Origin of the sequence: Pseudidiomarina donghaiensis (genome assembly GCF_900116895.1) — a bacterium.
GTDB classification, from domain to species: domain Bacteria; phylum Pseudomonadota; class Gammaproteobacteria; order Enterobacterales; family Alteromonadaceae; genus Pseudidiomarina; species Pseudidiomarina donghaiensis.
On the sequence record NZ_FPCF01000008.1, the window covers coordinates 73,262 to 90,777 of the forward strand.

18 protein-coding genes are annotated in these 17,516 nt (G+C 48.3%); 15 read left to right on the forward strand and 3 right to left on the reverse strand.

Annotated elements, in window-relative coordinates; genetic code table 11:
• Nucleotides 1-374: 374 nt before the first annotated feature.
• The 8 genes from BM334_RS11470 (at nt 375) to BM334_RS11505 (ending at nt 9,061) form a co-directional block, all read left to right on the forward strand.
• On the forward strand, nt 375-791 hold the full coding sequence (locus BM334_RS11470) for a hypothetical protein (RefSeq protein WP_092841858.1): 417 nt from the start codon (nt 375-377) through the stop codon (nt 789-791).
• A 33-nt stretch (nt 792-824) separates the two neighbouring features.
• The gene (locus BM334_RS11475) at nt 825-1,274 is read left to right on the forward strand and encodes a hypothetical protein (protein WP_092841860.1); all 450 of its coding nucleotides are present in this window, start codon (nt 825-827) and stop codon (nt 1,272-1,274) included.
• Nucleotides 1,275-1,283: 9 nt separating this feature from the next.
• A complete protein-coding gene (locus BM334_RS11480; RefSeq protein ID WP_092841862.1) occupies nt 1,284-1,787 on the forward strand; it encodes an alpha/beta hydrolase in 504 nt (167 codons plus the stop codon).
• A 176-nt stretch (nt 1,788-1,963) separates the two neighbouring features.
• Nucleotides 1,964-2,398: a type II toxin-antitoxin system MqsA family antitoxin gene (locus BM334_RS11485; RefSeq protein WP_092841864.1), complete on the forward strand. Its 435-nt coding sequence runs from the start codon at nt 1,964-1,966 to the stop codon at nt 2,396-2,398.
• Nucleotides 2,399-2,455: 57 nt separating this feature from the next.
• A complete protein-coding gene (locus BM334_RS11490) occupies nt 2,456-6,166 on the forward strand; it encodes an ATP-binding protein (RefSeq protein ID WP_092841865.1) in 3,711 nt (1,236 codons plus the stop codon).
• Entirely contained in the window at nt 6,163-6,816 is a 654-nt protein-coding gene (locus BM334_RS11495) for a hypothetical protein (RefSeq protein ID WP_241970983.1), read from the forward strand. Before BM334_RS11490 ends, BM334_RS11495 begins: the two co-directional genes overlap by 4 nt.
• Nucleotides 6,816-8,087, forward strand: a complete 1,272-nt coding sequence (locus BM334_RS11500; RefSeq protein WP_092841867.1) for a hypothetical protein — start codon at nt 6,816-6,818, stop codon at nt 8,085-8,087. Before BM334_RS11495 ends, BM334_RS11500 begins: the two co-directional genes overlap by 1 nt.
• Entirely contained in the window at nt 8,084-9,061 is a 978-nt protein-coding gene (locus BM334_RS11505; protein ID WP_092841869.1) for a DUF7281 domain-containing protein, read from the forward strand. The genes BM334_RS11500 and BM334_RS11505 overlap by 4 nt, the downstream gene beginning before the upstream one ends.
• A 210-nt stretch (nt 9,062-9,271) precedes the next feature.
• Here the strand turns inward: BM334_RS11505 and BM334_RS11510 are convergent, their stop codons facing one another.
• On the reverse strand, nt 9,272-9,472 hold the full coding sequence (locus BM334_RS11510; protein ID WP_092841871.1) for a hexameric tyrosine-coordinated heme protein: 201 nt from the start codon (nt 9,470-9,472) through the stop codon (nt 9,272-9,274).
• A gap of 107 nt (nt 9,473-9,579) precedes the next feature.
• On the opposite strand from BM334_RS11510, the gene tehB reads away from it, so the two are divergent.
• The 4 genes from tehB (at nt 9,580) to BM334_RS12985 (ending at nt 12,400) form a co-directional block, all read left to right on the forward strand.
• On the forward strand, nt 9,580-10,146 hold the full coding sequence (tehB, locus tag BM334_RS11515; protein WP_092841873.1) for a tellurite resistance methyltransferase TehB: 567 nt from the start codon (nt 9,580-9,582) through the stop codon (nt 10,144-10,146).
• A gap of 67 nt (nt 10,147-10,213) precedes the next feature.
• Nucleotides 10,214-11,722 carry an FAD-binding domain-containing protein gene (locus BM334_RS11520; protein WP_092841874.1) on the forward strand — a complete coding sequence of 503 codons (1,509 nt, stop codon included), beginning with the start codon at nt 10,214-10,216 and terminating at the stop codon, nt 11,720-11,722.
• Between the two features lie 115 nt (nt 11,723-11,837).
• A complete protein-coding gene (locus BM334_RS11525; RefSeq protein ID WP_092841876.1) occupies nt 11,838-12,128 on the forward strand; it encodes a CopG family ribbon-helix-helix protein in 291 nt (96 codons plus the stop codon).
• Nucleotides 12,125-12,400, forward strand: coding sequence for a type II toxin-antitoxin system RelE/ParE family toxin (locus BM334_RS12985; RefSeq protein WP_092841878.1), 276 nt, complete (start codon nt 12,125-12,127; stop codon nt 12,398-12,400). The genes BM334_RS11525 and BM334_RS12985 overlap by 4 nt, the downstream gene beginning before the upstream one ends.
• Before the next feature lie 633 nt (nt 12,401-13,033).
• On the opposite strand, the gene BM334_RS11535 is transcribed toward BM334_RS12985, so the two are convergent.
• Entirely contained in the window at nt 13,034-13,744 is a 711-nt protein-coding gene (locus BM334_RS11535; protein WP_092841879.1) for a hypothetical protein, read from the reverse strand.
• 108 nt (nt 13,745-13,852) lie between these two features.
• A complete protein-coding gene (locus tag BM334_RS11540) occupies nt 13,853-14,284 on the reverse strand; it encodes a hypothetical protein (protein WP_092841881.1) in 432 nt (143 codons plus the stop codon).
• A gap of 120 nt (nt 14,285-14,404) precedes the next feature.
• Between BM334_RS11540 and BM334_RS11545 the strand changes: the two genes are divergently transcribed.
• The 3 genes from BM334_RS11545 to BM334_RS11555 all read left to right on the forward strand — a co-directional run bounded on the left by BM334_RS11545 (nt 14,405) and on the right by BM334_RS11555 (nt 16,499).
• The gene (locus BM334_RS11545; RefSeq protein ID WP_126801850.1) at nt 14,405-14,788 is read left to right on the forward strand and encodes a hypothetical protein; all 384 of its coding nucleotides are present in this window, start codon (nt 14,405-14,407) and stop codon (nt 14,786-14,788) included.
• A gap of 320 nt (nt 14,789-15,108) precedes the next feature.
• Nucleotides 15,109-15,576: a GIY-YIG nuclease family protein gene (locus tag BM334_RS11550; RefSeq protein ID WP_092841884.1), complete on the forward strand. Its 468-nt coding sequence runs from the start codon at nt 15,109-15,111 to the stop codon at nt 15,574-15,576.
• Between the two features lie 491 nt (nt 15,577-16,067).
• Nucleotides 16,068-16,499 carry a potassium channel family protein gene (locus tag BM334_RS11555; protein ID WP_228759564.1) on the forward strand — a complete coding sequence of 144 codons (432 nt, stop codon included), beginning with the start codon at nt 16,068-16,070 and terminating at the stop codon, nt 16,497-16,499.
• Nucleotides 16,500-17,516 lie beyond the last annotated feature (1,017 nt).

Here is a 17,516-nt window from a genome sequence, read left to right on the forward strand (position 1 = left end):
GAGTATTAAGCCACGTTCTTTTTGAGCGTCGGTATTTGGCGCTAGGGACAATCTTCGCTGTTTGTGAACAGTGCCGCTAAAACGGTGAATAAATAGTCAGCAATGAGCGAGGAACGGACGTAATGCTCATTACTTAGAGGGTGAAAATAAGGATCGTCGGATTCGGTTTGCGGTCCGGTAATACGTCGAATAAACTCAGGCCTTACCACTGCGTGGCTTATTTAGTTGTAAGAAAAAAACACGCTCAAGGCGGCCAAGCACAAAATTCGCCAATCTATTCTCAACCATAAATCATTAGCGCATAATGCTGGCTATACGAACATGTTCCGAATCCTGAGGCTTGCCGCAGCAAGCCACAACTTAACGGGTAGCCAATGAACCAAAACCGCAAGGGCGCAAAACAGCTATTACAATTGCTTCAAGTCATGCCATTCATTGCGCTTGCCAGCGTGGCTGTCAGCATTTTAGCGCCAACGCTCGTCATTACCATTTACGCCTGGTTTAGCGAATCGCCCAGCGACATTTCTCAATTTGCCCAGGCAGTTGCACAGCCGGTCGCTTTTGTTTCAGTTATCGCTTTGGCGTTATTTATCAGCCGTAAATATTACCGTTCCGAAGCATCGCTTACTCAGGCGTTTATTATTGGTTTGGGCATATCGTGCGGATTGTTTTTCGCCGCTATGTGGATTGGTGAAATGGACAAATGGGCCGTGATGACAATGATCGCTGCTCCTCTAGTTACGGTTGGTTCTTGGAAGCTCGCGACACAATCCGTCACCCCCACCCAGTAAACTCTCTCATGTTGTCACTGCAAAGGAGAGTCAATGTACCAACCACCGCGTTTTCACGAAAACATCCAGCTTGGCCCTTATCGCTATGAATTTTACTTTAATGGCCAAAGCGTGAATCTAGCTTACCGAAATAACACGATAGGCACGCAACGTCGTGCTGACGCCGGCTTGGTGTTTTGGGGCGATGAAGCCAACGTGGTTTATCACGATCTTGAGCTTAATACCGAAGCTTTTGCGCTAGCGCTGCGGGTTTTGCCGGTTCTTGCGCATCGCATGGCCGAGTTGCAGCCGCTCGAGTTCAGTCTCACCGCCAATTCGCCGCGTAAAATCAAGCCGTATCAACGCTTTGCTAAGCGCTTGCACCGTTACCTTTGCCACTTGTACGATATTGAATTAACCGAACAGGGCGCACATTTTTTGCTCAACAAGAAACCCAAAGCCGAGCGCACAAATTTGTCGCTACCGCCAGTTTTAATAAGATAAGGACTTCCCATGCCAAACAAACCACTCGTGGTATTCAGTCACGGCAAAGAAACCGGCCCGCAAGGCCGTAAAATTCGCAAATTACAAGAAATTGCAGAAGCGCAGGGCGCGCAGACAATTAGCGTGGATTACACGTCAACCTATGACCCAACCGAGCGCGTGAACATACTGCTGAATACCGAGCTACCTGCGCACAATGGCTTGATTTTAGTGGGCTCGAGTATGGGCGGATATGTCAGCACCACGGCGTCGGCTCAGTTAAAGCCCCATGGCTTGTTGTTGATGGCTCCAGCGTTTGGCTTACCCGGCTACCCCAATAATTACCCAGCCCCAGTCGCCAGCCAAGTTGCGGCTGTGCACGGCTGGCATGACGATGTGGTGCCGGTAGATAACGCCATTGCATGGGCGCGCCAGCACAACGTACGTTTGGTGCTGGTTAACGACAATCATTCGCTGCATAGCGAGGTGCACACGGTTGGTCAGTTGCTTGTTGGTATGTTGCAGCAGTTGTAGGCGCAATTATCTTACGAAAGGATACGTTTGACCACGTGCATCAATATAAATAGCCTGTTAGCCCTTCTAAACTTTCTGAGGGCCACGGATGGCAATTTTTATTAAACACACATATAATTCCCCTTTAAGGGGTATATCGTTGTGTCTTTCAAGCTCGTGTAAATAAAGGAGGTTATATGTCGGAATTAACGGAAAAAACCTGTCCGTTCTGTGGCAAAGGGAAATTGCATGAAGACCAGAAAAAACAACGGTACGAGCTCCAAGGGCAGTCGATCACTATTTTACAGCCTGGTATTTATTGTGACACATGCGATGAAGCCATTTTGGAGCCTGAGCATTTAAGAGCAACGCGTCGCGAACTTCAGACTTTTCGTGCTCGTATAGAGGGAATACTTAGCCCCGATGAAATTAAAAAAATCCGTAAAAAAATCGGCTTAAACCAGCGACAGGCAGGAACGCTGTTTGGTGGTGGAAAAAATGCATTTTCTCGTTACGAGCAAGGTGAGCTGGCGCCGCCAAAGGCAGTGAGTTTATTGCTGTCGCTACTGGATAGGCACCCGCAACTGTGTGATGAGCTCTTCCAAACAGTAGCCCCACGTCAAAGCCCCTGATATTATCCTTTGCATAAGAATTCATTGCATAAGAACACGTGCCAAGAAAGGAACAAAATGGCGAAGCTACTCAAAATTATCATGATTCACGGCCATTTGCCGGGTGTGGTGGAGTTGGATCTGGACGGTCATACCAACATTTGCGGCAGCAATGCTTCGGGCAAAACCACGCTGCAGCGCATGATTCCGGTGTTTTATGGCGAGCTGCCGAATAAAGTGGTGCCGCGCACTCGTTTGAATTTCGATAAGTATTACCTGCCGCACAAAAACAGTTATGTCATTTATGAGTACGAGCGCCCGCAAAACGGTGTGGCGCAAGTGGTGCTCACCAAGCGCGCCGACGGTGTGGATTACCGTTTTGTCGATGCGCCATACCAGCCTGAGCATTACCTAATTGAGAAAAAAGACACCGTGGTGGCGCGCGAATACAACGAGTGGGCGCAAGAAATGCGCGCGCGTGGCGTGGACATGTCCGCCAAAATTTCCAACACCACCGAATACCGCAATATTATTCTGAATGACATTAAAAACGACCGTAGCAACCGCAGTGAAAGCCTGAAGCATCGGCAGTTGGCGTCGCGCTATGGCCTAGCGCATGACAAGTTTCATTTGCGCCATATGGAAAAGCTAGTGTCAGCGGTGCATGCCAAAGAAGGCAAAATGGATACGCTCAAGAGTATGTTGGCAGCTATTTTGGAAGAAGATGGCTACCAACGCCCGGCGAATACCATGACGGGCGATAAAATTCGTAGCTGGCTGCGCGAAATGAAGCAGTTTATGAAGGTTGAGAAACTGCAGCAATCTTTGGCTGATATTGAGCGAAACAGTGCCGAACGCTCGCGAAATTTGGCTATTTTGTGGCATTTAAAGGGTTTAATAGAAAGCGATTTTAGCACGCAAAAACGCAACAAAGCTGACACCGAAGAGGCCATTCAATCGCAAAAGCGGGCGATGAGCGAGGCGCAAGAAGCGTACGAGCAGCGCCGGGGTAGTTTGCGTGACAAGAAAAACGATGCCCAAGCGGATTTAGAAAAAAGCCAGCAGCAGCTTGATGATGCGCAGCGCCAGTATGACGATTACCGCACGGCTGACATTGAGCGTATTGGGCGTGAGCTTGAGCAGTTGCCAGAGCGGCGCGACGAGTTGCAGGGCTTAGAGCAGCATTACACGGTGATGATGGAAGCGCACCGCGGCGCCGAGCAAGAGCTGCAAAGTCATAAGTTGAAACTGACCCAGCAGCTAGAGCAAGCCAAAGAGAAAATTCAGGCCAAAATTAACGATAAACATCAGCAGCAAAATACCGTTCGTCAGCATGAGTTAGATGCCACCAAGGCGATGAATTTGGAGCTGCAACGCGCGCAAGAAACGGTGCGTGCGCAATATGACGAGCAGTTAGAAAAGCTGCAGAACGAGCTTGCCGCGAAGCGAGCGCAGCAAGATTTGTCGATGCTCAATAGCGAAGAAATTGAGCAGCGTAATTTGGCAGAATTACGTTTAGATAAGGCGCAAGAGCAGCTGGACAATCAACGCTCTCATACGCGCAAACAACAAGACGCCTTGAACACCGCCTTGCGCGGTCGTGAGCAGGCCGACCGAAAGGCCAAAGAAGCGCGTAGTACCGTGGTGCACGGCGAGCAGTTTATTGAGCAGTTGCGTAAGCGCTTAGAGCCTACAGCGGGTAGCTTGCGACAGTTTTTGTCGCAGAATGTCGAGAATTGGCAGCATAATTTTGGCCGTGTACTGGCCGAACCATTGCTTGAGCGTACAGACTTGGCACCGCTGGTTGTTACGGAGCAGCCGGAAGCTGAGCAACAACCCGCAAACAGCTTATTCGGCGTACAGCTTGATCTGCAGGCTATCGAGGTGCCTGAGTACGCGCTCACTGAAGAGCGGTTGCAAGAGCAGCTTGAACAGGCCGTTGAGCAGTGGGAACGCCAGAAAATTCAGCTAGAAGCTGCAGAAAAAGCCCTCGCCAAAGCGGTTGAAGAGGCCAAGCAGCAACAGCAAGCCTTTGAGCAGGCGCAGCAACAACAAAAAAGCTTTGAAAACGATGTGGCCTATGCGCGCGACCATAAGCAGCGCCTGGCCCATGAGCATGCGCAACTAGACAAAGAACGTAAAAAGGCCATTCGTGAGCGTCTTGAACAGTTGCAGCAGCAACTTACCCACGCCAAACAACAGCGCCAAGATGCACTGCAAGAGCTTGAAGCCGATCATCATGCCCGCGCGCTAGAGCAAACCGCTGAGTTTCAAGAGCAACTTCAGATTTTGCAAGACGCCATTGACGACTTAAACAGTGAGCTTTCACGTAAGCAGGCCAACACCAAAGAGCAGATAAAAGAAGCCGAACAGGCGTTTAGTGCCAAACTGGCCGAGCAGGGTGTTGATGAGAAAAAGCTGCAGCACATTAAGCAGCAAATTGGCACGCTTGAAGCGCATATTCGTGATACTGAAAGCCAGCGCGATACTTTTCAAAATTATCAGCAGTTTATCAAGGTGACTTGGGAAAAATTGCGGCCACAATGGCTGCAAACCGAGCAGCAGGCCAAGCAGCAATTGCGCGATGCCACAGCTGCCTTTGAGCGCCATGAAGCCGATTACAAAGCCAAGCGGCAAGCGGACAGCGCCCAGTTGCAGAAACTGAAAGAGCGGTTAGAAAAAGCCGAAAAGCACGTACAAAGCTTGTCGAGCTTAACCTCGCGTTTAGCTGACTTGCCGGTAGCGACGCAACAACCGCCAGCGGAAACCGTGAGCGGGCTTGAGCAGGGCGATGTGAGCGAACGCATTGCGCGGGCTAATCAGCTACTTGATGACAAGCAAAAAGCTGACAAAAAATTGGATGACGCCATTAATGCCCTTGAGGCGGAGCTGCGCAAAGACTCTGATCTTGACATGGTGCGCTTTATTGAAAAATCGTTTGCCGATTTAGGCGAAGCCCCTGACATTCAAGCGCGTGTGCACAAGCTTGGCGAATTGGTGAATGTGCTTGAAGCCAAACAGCATCAAATTTTGGCGCAAGGCCGCACCATTGGGACGGATCTTGAAAAATTCTTTACGGTTTTCAATGACATTCACAAGCGTGTAAGTGACTACAGCCGCCGCTTAACCCAGGCCGTGGGCGATGAACTGAACCTAGATGGCATTGACAAAGCAGAAGTGAAAATTAGCTCGACGATTGATGAGTTGAGCTTCTGGAAGCCGCTAAAAGAAATGACCTACCACTATCGCCAGTGGCAGGCCTCGGGCGAGCCCATTCCGCCAGATGAATACCTTGATGAGCTAAGTGACGTGGCTGATTTAATTAAAGCTAACCAAGAATACAGTATTGAGTCGTTGCTAAAATTACAGCTGAACCTGATTGAAAACGGCGAGCCGGTGGTAATTCGTAACGACCGTCAGTTAACGGACTCGTCCAGCCACGGTATGGCGTACTTAATTTTGTGCAAATTCTTGTTGGCATTTACGCGATTGCTGCGCCCCGAGCAGGCCGGCGTGACCATTCACTGGCCCATTGATGAAATTGGCACCTTGGCGTACCACAACGTTGAGAAACTGTTTGATGCCTGTAACCACAACAACATCGACATTGTGGGGGCGTTTCCGAACCCCGAGTCAGACGTGTTGCTGTTGTTTAAACACCGTTACCTCATTGAGCCTCATGCTGAGCTGCCTAACAAAGGCCAGTTGAAACGCATTAAGCCGCGGGTGTCGGAGCTGTCGCGTAAGCTGCAAGACTTGCAACGTAAACCGCAGGAGGCGGAAGCATGAGTACGACAATGAGTGCAAGTATGAGCGTGCATGGGCCGTTAGTTGAGCAATTGTTGGAGGGGCAGTTTATTTGCGCCATTACCAACGAAGAGTATTTTGCCAAATTACAGCACGACGACGTGCGTGAGGGCATTGACGCCTATTTGAAGCCGCTGAATCGACGCGTGGCCAGCAATGACGACAACAGCGTGTATTTTCTGGCGTACCGTGACATTGACGACCCAGCGCGTGAGCATTTAAAGCAACAGCTTGGGGTGATCATGAGCTCGCTATTGCCGTTGCTTGAATGGCTAACTTACGTGCAAGAGGCCATGGGCAGTGACGGTATTCTTACCGCCGGTGACACCTTGAAACTACAAGAGTTGGTGATAAAAACTGAGGACAACCCAAGCTTACGCCAGCGCTTGCAAAGTTTAGCGAGCGACAAGTTCTTCGGCTCAAGTGCTGACTCGGTTGATGCGCAGGCCAAGCAAGTGGCCAAACGCTTGGTGGAACATGGCTATTTAGTGCAGCCCCACAGCAGCCGTTTGTATTTTACCGTGACCGGGAAAATTGATTACCTGCTTGAACTCGTTCGTTTTATTAAAGACGAAGAAAATATTCCGCTGGATGATTACCAAAACAGCCAGGCGCAAACGGAGTTGCTGTAATGGCGACCTATGACGATGACAAGCAACATTTAAGTAGCCTGTTTGAGGTTGGCGCGGAGCGTTTAAAACTGATTGGCGATAACGCCAAGGTGCTCATGCAGGGCTATTTAACCGGTGGTATTGACCCAGCAGCGCTGAATGAGCGCACGTTGCGTCGGTTAATTAACGCGCGGGTGTTGTACCAACCGGATGATAGCCATGAGCTGAAGTTGCGACACCCAGTGACGCAGCTTGTCGCGGCCTTGGTTACCGATGAAAGCCGTCGTGCCATACATGCCGACATTGCGGATAAATTGGTGAGTATTCGCGGCTTTGTCGAAGGGCTGCGAGAAGCTCAGCGCATGGGCGATAGCTTACGCGTAGATAGCCAAATGCTGCGCATTGACGAAGCCGTGTACGACCTGACCGCACAATTTGAAGAAGCCATTTATAGCTTGTGGCATCGGTTAAATTCGAACTTTGGTTTTGTCAGTAATTTAAGCGACAAAATTCGCGAAAACGAACGTGCTCAGCAACAGATCAAGCGTTTAATTGACGGCATGTCATTGATTGATTTTGACGAGCTGATTGAGCTGGCCGAGGGCAATCCGACGCTGCGTAAAATATTAGTCAGCCGCCTGCAACAACAAATGAGCGCGCATCACGGTAGCTTGTTGGAAGTGCAAAAGCGCCTAGTTGAACTCATGACACGTTTCCGCGAGCAGCAAGAGCGCAGCTTGTTGGTGTTAAACATGGCCGGCTTTTTGCGTGAACACCCTGGTTTTATGGTGGGCGATTATTCGTATCGCACGCAGGTACCGGCGTTAGTGAATTGCGCGGCGCCAATTATGCCGGCCGCAGCGGTGGGGCTAGATAAGCCAGAACAGCAAAGCGACATAACGCAGTTAGTGCATACGCTTTACCGCCAGTTAGCGTTGAAACAGAAAACCGACACTTCGAGTGTATCGGCCGATGCGCTGCAGGGTTCGGTGCAAAGCACAGCGGCCCAACAAGCCGTTGAAGCCCGCCAGCAGCAGCTAAAAGAAGACGCTATGCGCTATTTTATTCATGTGTGCGAAGCGCCAGAGCCGCCTTCGGCATTGGCCTTTTTGGCTGCCGAAGAGTTGGAATGGCCGCCTGAAGTGTGGCTGTTTCAGGTGCTGGCCGAATACAATGCCTTGCCGCGCCAAGAGCAAAAATTATTTGCCATTACCCGCGACGAGCGCCGCATAAGCGTGTTTAACCATGTGCACATTATTGAAGACTTGGCGGTGAGGTTTAAGGCCGCATGACGCGCGATTTAACGCCAGTTGAGCGCAATGTGCTGCAAGGCATTCAAGCCGAGCTGCGTTTTCAATCACGCTTGTTGCGCAAGCTAAAAGCGACGGATAAACGCATTTTGGCCTGGTGCGAAGAACAGGACTTATTGGCCGCGCCATTGACCGGTGCGAGTGAATTCGCATACACGTCAACGCTTGTGAGCGCTATTGAACAGCGACTTGCGCAGCTCGGTTTAGCGCCGTTATCCGCTGATTTAAAAAGCTCGAGTTTAGCGCAAGCAGCGCAGGGCGCCGCCGAACATAAGTCGGTGCGGGCAAAACCACGCGACCACCGCGTGTTGCGCTATGTTGTTGGTGCTGGCGATGGCCACGGTTCCGGGCAGGTGGTTGATGTTGATCAGCGTGAACTCGATTTAAGCCAGTTTGCTGATTTAGTGGTGGTGGAAAACCTAGATTGTTTTTACGAATTACACCAATTTGAGTTGCCGTGCTTAGTTCACAAGCAAGCGCCAAGCTTAATTGTTTACCGCGGTGACAGCCATTACAGCAAAGGCCGCGCGGCGTTAATTAATCGCTGGAAGCGTTGCGGGAAAGAGGCTGATAGCAGGCCCTTACGTTACTTCGGCGACCTAGACCCAAAAGGCCTCCACATAGCCCAAAGCGAAGGCTTCAGCCATATTGCCGCCCCGGCTTTTGAATGGTTCTGTGAACATGTCACCGCCCAAGCTTACCCCGCCAAACAGCATGACGTTGCCCGCTTGCTGCATGCCCGCGGCGAACTCGCCCCGTACGTTCTTTTCATACAACGCCAGCATAAGGCGGTTTTGCAGCAGTGGCTGCAACATGTCCCCTTAGATTGGCTAACCATAGAAACTGCTTCAGAGGAACTTGAAAGCCTGCGAGCAACATTACGTGCAGGCGAAGAGAGTGGCGAGGTGAAACCATTAGATATCGACGCGATTAAGAATAAAGCGCGGGAGAAATAAAAGGCAAACCTAAGTATTTCCCGCGCCAAGCGTAGTCGTTAAAACTTGATCACTTCTCCATCAGCGGGAATTCTAACCTTTGAACTTATTCCTTGTTCGTTCACGAATTGCTGTAAATCAGAGCGGCTAACCGTCATCAGGTAAGCCCTTCAGCTTGGCGCCGCACCTTTACTGGACATTAACAACAAGCGAGTTTAACGCCAATAATTATTAGCCGCCGCTATGGTTTGATTGCGTGGTGGTGACGCCTTTGCGGGCAAGTTTCACCGCCAGCTCGAAACCCTCTTGCGGAGTCTCAGTTATCAGGCTTGGCAACCACGGCTGCGCTTTATCTTGCGCTTGCGCAGATACAGCAAAAGGTACAGTAAATACAAAAGCAGTAAGTAAACCAACGAGTATTAATTGACGCATAACAATTCTCCTTTTGAACATGCATTTATTATGATTGTTAACTAACAAAGTGCAAGTATAATGCCCATTATTAGCTTTTAGGCAAAATGAAATGGGGCAGTAATACAATGACAGTTGATTTGAATAGCCGCTACGGCTTAAACCCAGCGCATAGTGAAGTGGTTGAGGCGTGTGAAACCGTTGCGCCTGGTAAGGTTCTTGATATGGGCTGCTCGAATGGCCGCAATGCGTTGTACTTGAGTCAACTTGGCTTTGATGTGACGGCGGTGGATAACAATCCAAATGCCATTGCCATGTTGCAGCAGATTGTCGCTGAGGAGGGCATTGCGAACATCAACGCACAGGTTTACGACATCAACCAGGCCGCGCTTGATGATAACTTTGACTTTATTGCCTGTACTGTCACGCTGATGTTTCTCGATCCTGCTCGCATCGATGCCGTACTTGCCGACATGCAAGCTCATACCTTACCTGGCGGCTATAACTTAATTGTTTGTGCGATGAGCACTGCCGACTACCCATGCCCGATGCCGTTTTCGTTCACCTTCGATGAGGGGGAGCTACGCGATGCTTACCAAGGTTGGGAACTGGTGAAATACAACGAAGATCTCGGTACCATGCACAACGGCGCTCGCTTGAAGTTCGCAACGATGCTGGCGCGTAAACCTGTTTAGCTATTGGTGATCTTTTCTCCGTTGCCCCACGTTTTAGCACTTAGGTATTTCATTCTAAGTGCTTTTCATGAATCTCCAAGTTGTCTGGTTTAAACGCGATTTACGTACAGTTGATCACCAAGCTTTATCAGCCGCATGCGAAGCAGGGCCTGTGCTGTGCGTTTATGTGGTTGAACCGGACTACTGGCAATTACCAGATACTAGTAATCGGCAATGGCAGTTTGTGCGCGAATCGTTGATTGACTTGCAAGAGCAGCTTCAGCGCCTTGGCGGCGCCTTGTGGATAACGCAGGGAGATATGGTCGAAACGCTGACAAGATTAAAGCAGCGGTTTGGGACATTCACGCTGCATAGCCATGAAGAGCAGGGCAATGCGTGGACGTTTGAACGTGATAAGGCGGTCAAGCGTTGGTGCCACTCAGATGGCGTTACATGGCATGAATATGCTCAGTTTGGTGTAGTGCGGCCGGTAAAAAGGCGTGTAGGGAAGTTTTATGAGCACTGGTTTGCGTTTATGTCAGAGCCACAGGCTGAATTGTCTCGTGAAATCGATTTCGTCACTTTCGATGAGCCATCAATTAACCTAGCTGTAGATGTCACGCAAGATGAATATCCATGCCTAAAACGTCAAAGTGGCGGACGTACACAAGCTTTGGTAACGCTAGAAAGCTTTCTAACTCGCCGCAGCGAACGCTATCGTGGTTCAATCAGCTCACCGCTGACGGCACCAACTGCGTGCTCTCGTCTCAGCCCTTACTTGGCGTACGGCTGTATTAGCTTGAAAGAATTGGTGCAGCAAACAGATGCCACACAAGAGCGCACCGTAAACAGCTACTGGCGAAAGAGTTTGAACGATTTTGCCAAGCGGTTGTGGTGGCACTGTTATTTCACTCAGCGCTTTGAAAGCCATTGCTATATGGAAAACCGACCGTTAGTGCCGCAGATGGCGCAGCTAGAACCCGCATTTGACGCTGTAAAGTTTGAAGCGTGGAAACACGGACGCACCGGTTGGCCAATGGTTGATGCCTGTATGCGCTATTTGCATCACCACGGCTGGATTAACTTCCGTATGCGGGCCATGTTGGTATCGGCAGCAACGTATTCACTAGGTTTACCTTGGCAACCTGTCGCGAAATGGCTTGCGCAACTGTTTGTCGATTACGAACCTGGCATTCACTATCCGCAAGTGCAAATGCAAAGCGGGCAGGCGAGCAATTCTATTCTTCGAATTTATAACCCGGTGATGCAGGCGCAGCGGCTAGATCCGGACGGTGTGTTCGTGAAGCGCTGGATACCTGAATTGCAGAATGTGGAGAGCGCTTGGTTATTTGAGCCATGGCAGATGCCGAATAAACTGAAGCAACAAGCTGGTTGGCACGATGACTTTTACTATCCCGCGCCGTTAGTCGATTTCGAACAATCTCATCGCCAAATCAAAGCTGCTATTGCGGAACTTCGCAGTCGCTATAACTTACAGCCCGCCAAAGGCTTCAATGAGCGCCGCCGGCAGCCAGCCTCACGCAAAAAACGCCGCACAAAGTCGCAGTTGGATGACAGCCAATTAAGTTTGTTTTAAATCGTTTGTTCGCGAATACTCAGAAACTTGATTGTCCATGTTTGCGAAGTAAATTAGACGATTTTTTATTTTGGTGCTACATTGCACTTAACTTGTAACACATGCGGTGATTGATATGAGCGATGCAACATTTACGTTTCGAGTTAACGATGAGTTGAAAAGTGAATTTTCAAAAGCAGCGCGTTCACGCGACCGAAGCAGTGCGCAATTGTTGCGTGACTTCATGCGTGAATATGTGCAGCAACAGCAGCGATTGGCTGAACACGATAGCTGGTTTAAAGAGCAAGTAAATCAAGGGCTGGATTCTGCTAATGCTGGAAGTTTGGTGCCAGCGAATGACGTTGAGGCTAAATTTGCGGCGCGCAGAGCGTTGACTCAGCGCAACATTGAAAAGCCGCAACGATGACAGTGCAGTGGACTCCTGAAGCTATTCAGGACCGTGAGCAAATTTATGACTTTATTGAAAGTGATAACCCAGTAGCTGCGCTTCAACTGGATAGCCTAGTTTCGTCAAGCGTAGCAAATCTGTCTGAATATCCAGAAATAGGCCGTAAGGGGCGGGTACTTGGAACTAGGGAACTCGTCGTGCATGCAAACTACATCATCGTATACGATGTCCGTGATGACGCTATACGAATATTACGGATTTTACATTCAGCAATTAAATGGCCGGGATAGTTTAGTAGCAAAGGCTTTGAAACTTCAAGAAGATGGTGCGTCCGAGTAGACTCGAACTACCGACCCCTACCATGTCAAGGTAGTCTGGGGTAATTTTTATCTTTATACCTTAATGCACATTACTTTGCAACCCTTGATATATAAGGCTTCCAGCGATATCGACCCCGAACGCCAGTTAAGATCAATTAAGGTAAATTAGCATGGTCGCGGCAAACTTGGTCACATGGTTTTGGCATGAAATCATGCTATTTTGATTGCTGAAAAAGCATGATTTCATGCTATTTGGGTTTTTGGGGTTTGCATAGGTATGCAAAAATGTGGGTTAGGTGCCAGCTTTTAGTGCGTTGTTGAGTACTATAATTAGCACTAGTTGAAGACATAAAATGGAGGGTTTGGTGATGTTTAGTTGGCTGCTAAAACCGAGAGCAACATATAACTCGAACCTGTCAGAATTCGTTCGAAATGCGAAATCGCGTGAGAAGAAGCGTGTGTATGCTCGGGTAATTGATAAAGCCATTGAGGCACAGAACGAAGTTATTGAACGGCAAAAGACAACGTCATAGCTTTGTGCATGAATTTAATATAAAACGGAGGCGACAGCCTCCGTTTTTTGTTTGTATCGGATGGCGAAAATTAAGCAGCACACACTTTTAACGTAGAAGTAACGCTGCAGCTTGGCAGCGACACTCGACGTCGCAAGATATCTGCTTTAGGGCTTCCGAGCGATTCATAGTCGAGCTGTAAGCAACCGTTTAGCGAAGTAATCTGCGCTGCGGTAAACACATAAGGCGTTACCGTTTTGGCAATGTGTGCGCGGCGTTGCTCAGGCAGTGTAAATGAGACATTGGATGGATGTGGATTCAATTCACCTGATTTCACATGGGTGTAGATATCGTCGGTGAGCTCCCAAGCCTCCCATTGCTCGCAAATAATATCGGGATTTAGGCCCGCAAGTTCGTGAGAGTAGGTGGCATCCCAGTCAAAATGATAATGCTTTGTGCCGTTGAGCAATGTCTTGGTGATATCCGGCTCCATATAAAGTTTGTACCAAATATCCAAGCAGACATCGCTGTCTTGTAGTGCCTGAGGAATAAGCTGCATGCCAGGAGCAAGAGCAGCAAACGCAGACAGGTACAAACGGTAGCCATAGCCTTTTTTCTCGGCGGCAGTGGCTAGGGCTTCGATTTGAGCGTATTTGTCATCGCGTAGCTCGAACAGAAGCGCGCCTAAAATTTGCTGGTGGTTGTCGACCAACGCAATCAGTTGATGCTGCATATCAAACAGGCATTGGACATTGTCAGCATTAGCGAATGCCTTATCGAATACGGTTTTTGAGTAGTGCATAGTTGTGGCTCCTTGGTGATTAAAATAACTTATGCAGAACCACGCTAGCATGTTTCGATATTGGCGCTACTGATTGGCAGGGCCAAAAAGTAGGGCGCTGCAGGGCGGTTAATCAAATGGGCTATGTGAGTCAAATGAGCTGAATGAGTCATTATTGATACTGCTATTGAAGATGCCGTCATCACTCAATCTGTGCGTGAACATGTCGTCATGAAACCCTGACTGAACATTTACTGGATTGAAGGGCGAGAGTAGGTTGGCTGGGTCGAGTAAGTCGTGATGCATCACTGAGTGATGACTGAAACGGTGGTTTCTCCAATAAGAGTGGCAAAGGTGCGGTGTTGGCTCATCATCACAATCGTATAACCTCAGGATATCCGAGCTTAAGAGGCGTGTGGTCGTACCGTTAAGCTGGTCACCAGTTTTTTTGATAGGTACAGGAGCGAGCAGGTCCGGCGAGCGTTTTGCAGCAACGTCGCCTTTGCCAATTAGATAGCCAATAACCATGATAACAAACGCAACCGTGATCATAATCCCCATGTGATTTCTCCAATCGATACTCAGTAAATTTAGTCTTAGAAATTGATGCTATGGTTAACATGAGTAACATATTTTAAAATTGACGCTACAATCTCGCAGAAGCTAAGCGGGGGGAATAGAATGAACACTGTATCAACGGAAGAAAACACGAGTTCATTGAGCCAGTGGTTTGTTAATCTTGCTCCAGGTGATTCTTGCGCAAGAATCACCCTTCCGGCATCCAAGGTGCAGCAAGAGTTGCGAGATGGGATTGATGCTTGCGTGATTGACTCGCTACAACATTTCATTCCTTTGACTCTCATTGCTGATGCGCTCGGTTTGACTGAGCGTACAATTAAGTTAAAAGTGGCAAATCAGATAAAGTTGAACGTTTCGCAATCAGACACGTTGCTTTATCTTGTGCGAACATGGTGTAAATTACTGGCTTTTTTTGATGGCCGTCGCGACATATTGCTCATGTGGTTAAACAGTGAGGCGAGAGCGTTAGAGCAAACACAACCTTGACTTTTAATGCAAACAACCTATGGTCGTAATGTACTGCTTAGGTTGATTAATGAAATGCGGTTTGGGGAGATTTGAATAGGCGCCCATTTGGAGTGCCTATTCAATGACTAATAGTTTGGCGGGCTATTAATCGAAACGTACTTAATCCTTGCTCAGTTATTCTTACTAAACAATGACTGAAATGCAAGGGAAGACTCTCGAGTGGCTAAATTAAAAACGACTACTAAAGTCGGGGTTTAGCTGAAGGTCAGCAATGAGCGAAGAACGGACCTCCAATATTCGTGCTAACTTTTGTTTTAAAAATGCTAGGATAATTAAAAATGCATCCAGTTTTTAAAGAGTACATTGATTCACTAGAACCATCTTTCCAACGACTTCTAAATATGAAACCAGTCACGGTTGCAACGTTGCCAAAGGAAATCCCACAGTCCGGTATTTATCTGTTTTCAGAGAATGGTAAACATCTGTACGTTGGCAGAACAAATACAATAAGAAAGCGTTTGCAGAATCATTGTCGGCCAAGTTCAGGACATAATTCAGCTACATTTGCTTTTAGGCTTACGCGAGAAATTACCGGAATCACACAGGCGACATATGTTACCGATGGCTCACGTGCGAATTTAGAGTTAGATGCTACGTTTGGTCCTGAATTTATCAAACAGAAAAAGAGGGTGAGGGAGATGCATGTACGCTACGTTTCCGAACCGGAACCAATGCGACAGGCACTTTTAGAGATGTACGTTTCTGTAAGTTTAGGAACCCCTCACAATAACTTCGATAATCACTAACAAGCCAACAAAGTTAAAGATTAATAGCGTTGTTATCTAACTGCGTTTTTGAACGTTATGGCTAGGGTTATCATGCATTCCTAATTCTGGCTTGCCGGGCTCGAATGAGCGAACAGCGGACCTTCTGACTTTCAGCCTACTCCAACTAGTGACTAGCCGTTCCGTTATTCGTCAGTGTGGGTGTTGCTAGCGGTGCACGGCACATTCACGTCGGCAATATTACGCGTTTTGTTGTTGTGTTGTGTATTTAAGTCGTTTACTGTCAGTGACATAACAAAAAATGAAGGTTGGATATTGTGCGCTCGGTAGAGTGTAACTGAGCATTCTCAAATAGCCTTTGCTAACTCGGGACTTTTCAAGTCAGGAATGCCTGCTTGATCAGTAAGTTAAGAACCGAAAACCGTCAATTGGACGAGTTTCTAAATGCGCACGCACAATATACAAATGTTGGGTGCTAAAGTAGATCACAGTAATTTCTGGGTAAATTTGTAATGCAGTTGCTTCTCGCGTTTGTAATCAATAGTTTGCTTGTCGCCGTAGTGGTCATGGTGCATTACGGCATATTGCACCAGATCGTTAAAATCCTACCACGTTTTACTTTCGCTCATAGCCTACGGATAGTTTTCGGAGTCTTTGGCGCCTTGATTGCTCATGTTATAGAAATATGGATTTTTGCTTTAGGTTACTATTTTAAATCTCAAGGTTCGGGTTGGGGTAGTTTAGAAGGCAATTTTGATGGTACGTTGTTGGACTGCGTATATTTTTCGTTTACGGTTTACACAACAGTCGGCTTTGGTGATATTGAGCCTTTAGGGTATATTCGCTATCTTACAGGCATTGAGTCAATAGCAGGGTTGGTACTTATTACTTGGACAGCTTCGTTTCTCTATCTCGAAATGCAGCGTCACTGGGATCAGCGTTAGTGGTATGCACCCAACAAGGTGCTCAAGCCGAACCTTCACCTACGTTGCGCAGGCTGGTTCGCTTCGCTCATTATATCTCGCCGTGCTACACTCTCGATTCGGCCGGCTTAGCACGGCGTTGGGTGTAAAAAAACATCTTGGTTCTAAATGTGCAGAAGCCTGGCATTATTAGTCGTGGTGGTTCGAGGCGAGAACGTTTTTAATAACGGAAGTCAGAGGGCCAAAGCTATCTTTCCTGCAGGTTGGGGAACAGGGTTAACCTAAGTTAGAGCGGCGAATATCGTCGTCGTACCAGTTCACAAGCCGTGTTTATTTTCATTTGCAAAACAGTGGTGTTCCCGCAAAAAACGGTGTTCTATACTTTAGCTGTCCTTGGGGTTTCACATCGCAAGCAGCCTAAAAGCGTGCCAGTCTTTGCAAGGCTAAGTTAGTTCGCTGGAAGTGGGTAGGTTCTAACTGGCAGGCACCCAACAAGACGCTCAAGCTGAACCTTCACCTACGCTCCGCCCAGCGCATGGCTTCGCCATTGTACGCGCTGTGCTACACTCTCGGTTCGGCCGGCTTAGCACGGCGTTGGGTGTAGGTAAAACATTCTAAATTTTGTTTTCTAGTCGTCAGAGTTCAGTGAAGGCTTTGCGCGAACGATATTATTTCTGTGGTCTTTGGTATATCGTTTCCGGCGCGTTTTAAAGGAAGGTTGTCGTTGAAATTCTCGGCTTGAAGAGTTTGAAATGAGGGCGTAGGTTTTTTCAGTGTTAACCATTTTATCAAGCTTTTCTGGTGGTTCGCGTAAGTTGGGCAAGCGGCGCGTACACCCCTTCTTCAATTTGGCCATTGTAGTACATCTTCAAAGTAGGGTAGTTCAGGGCTTCTTGGTGGGGCAGTGGTTCCTAGTGCGCAAAGCACCCAACAAGGTGCTCAAGCCGAACCTTCACCTACGCTCCACACAGCGCATGGCTTCGCCATTGTACGCGCTGTGTTACACTCTCGGTTCGGTCGGCTTAGCACGACGTTATG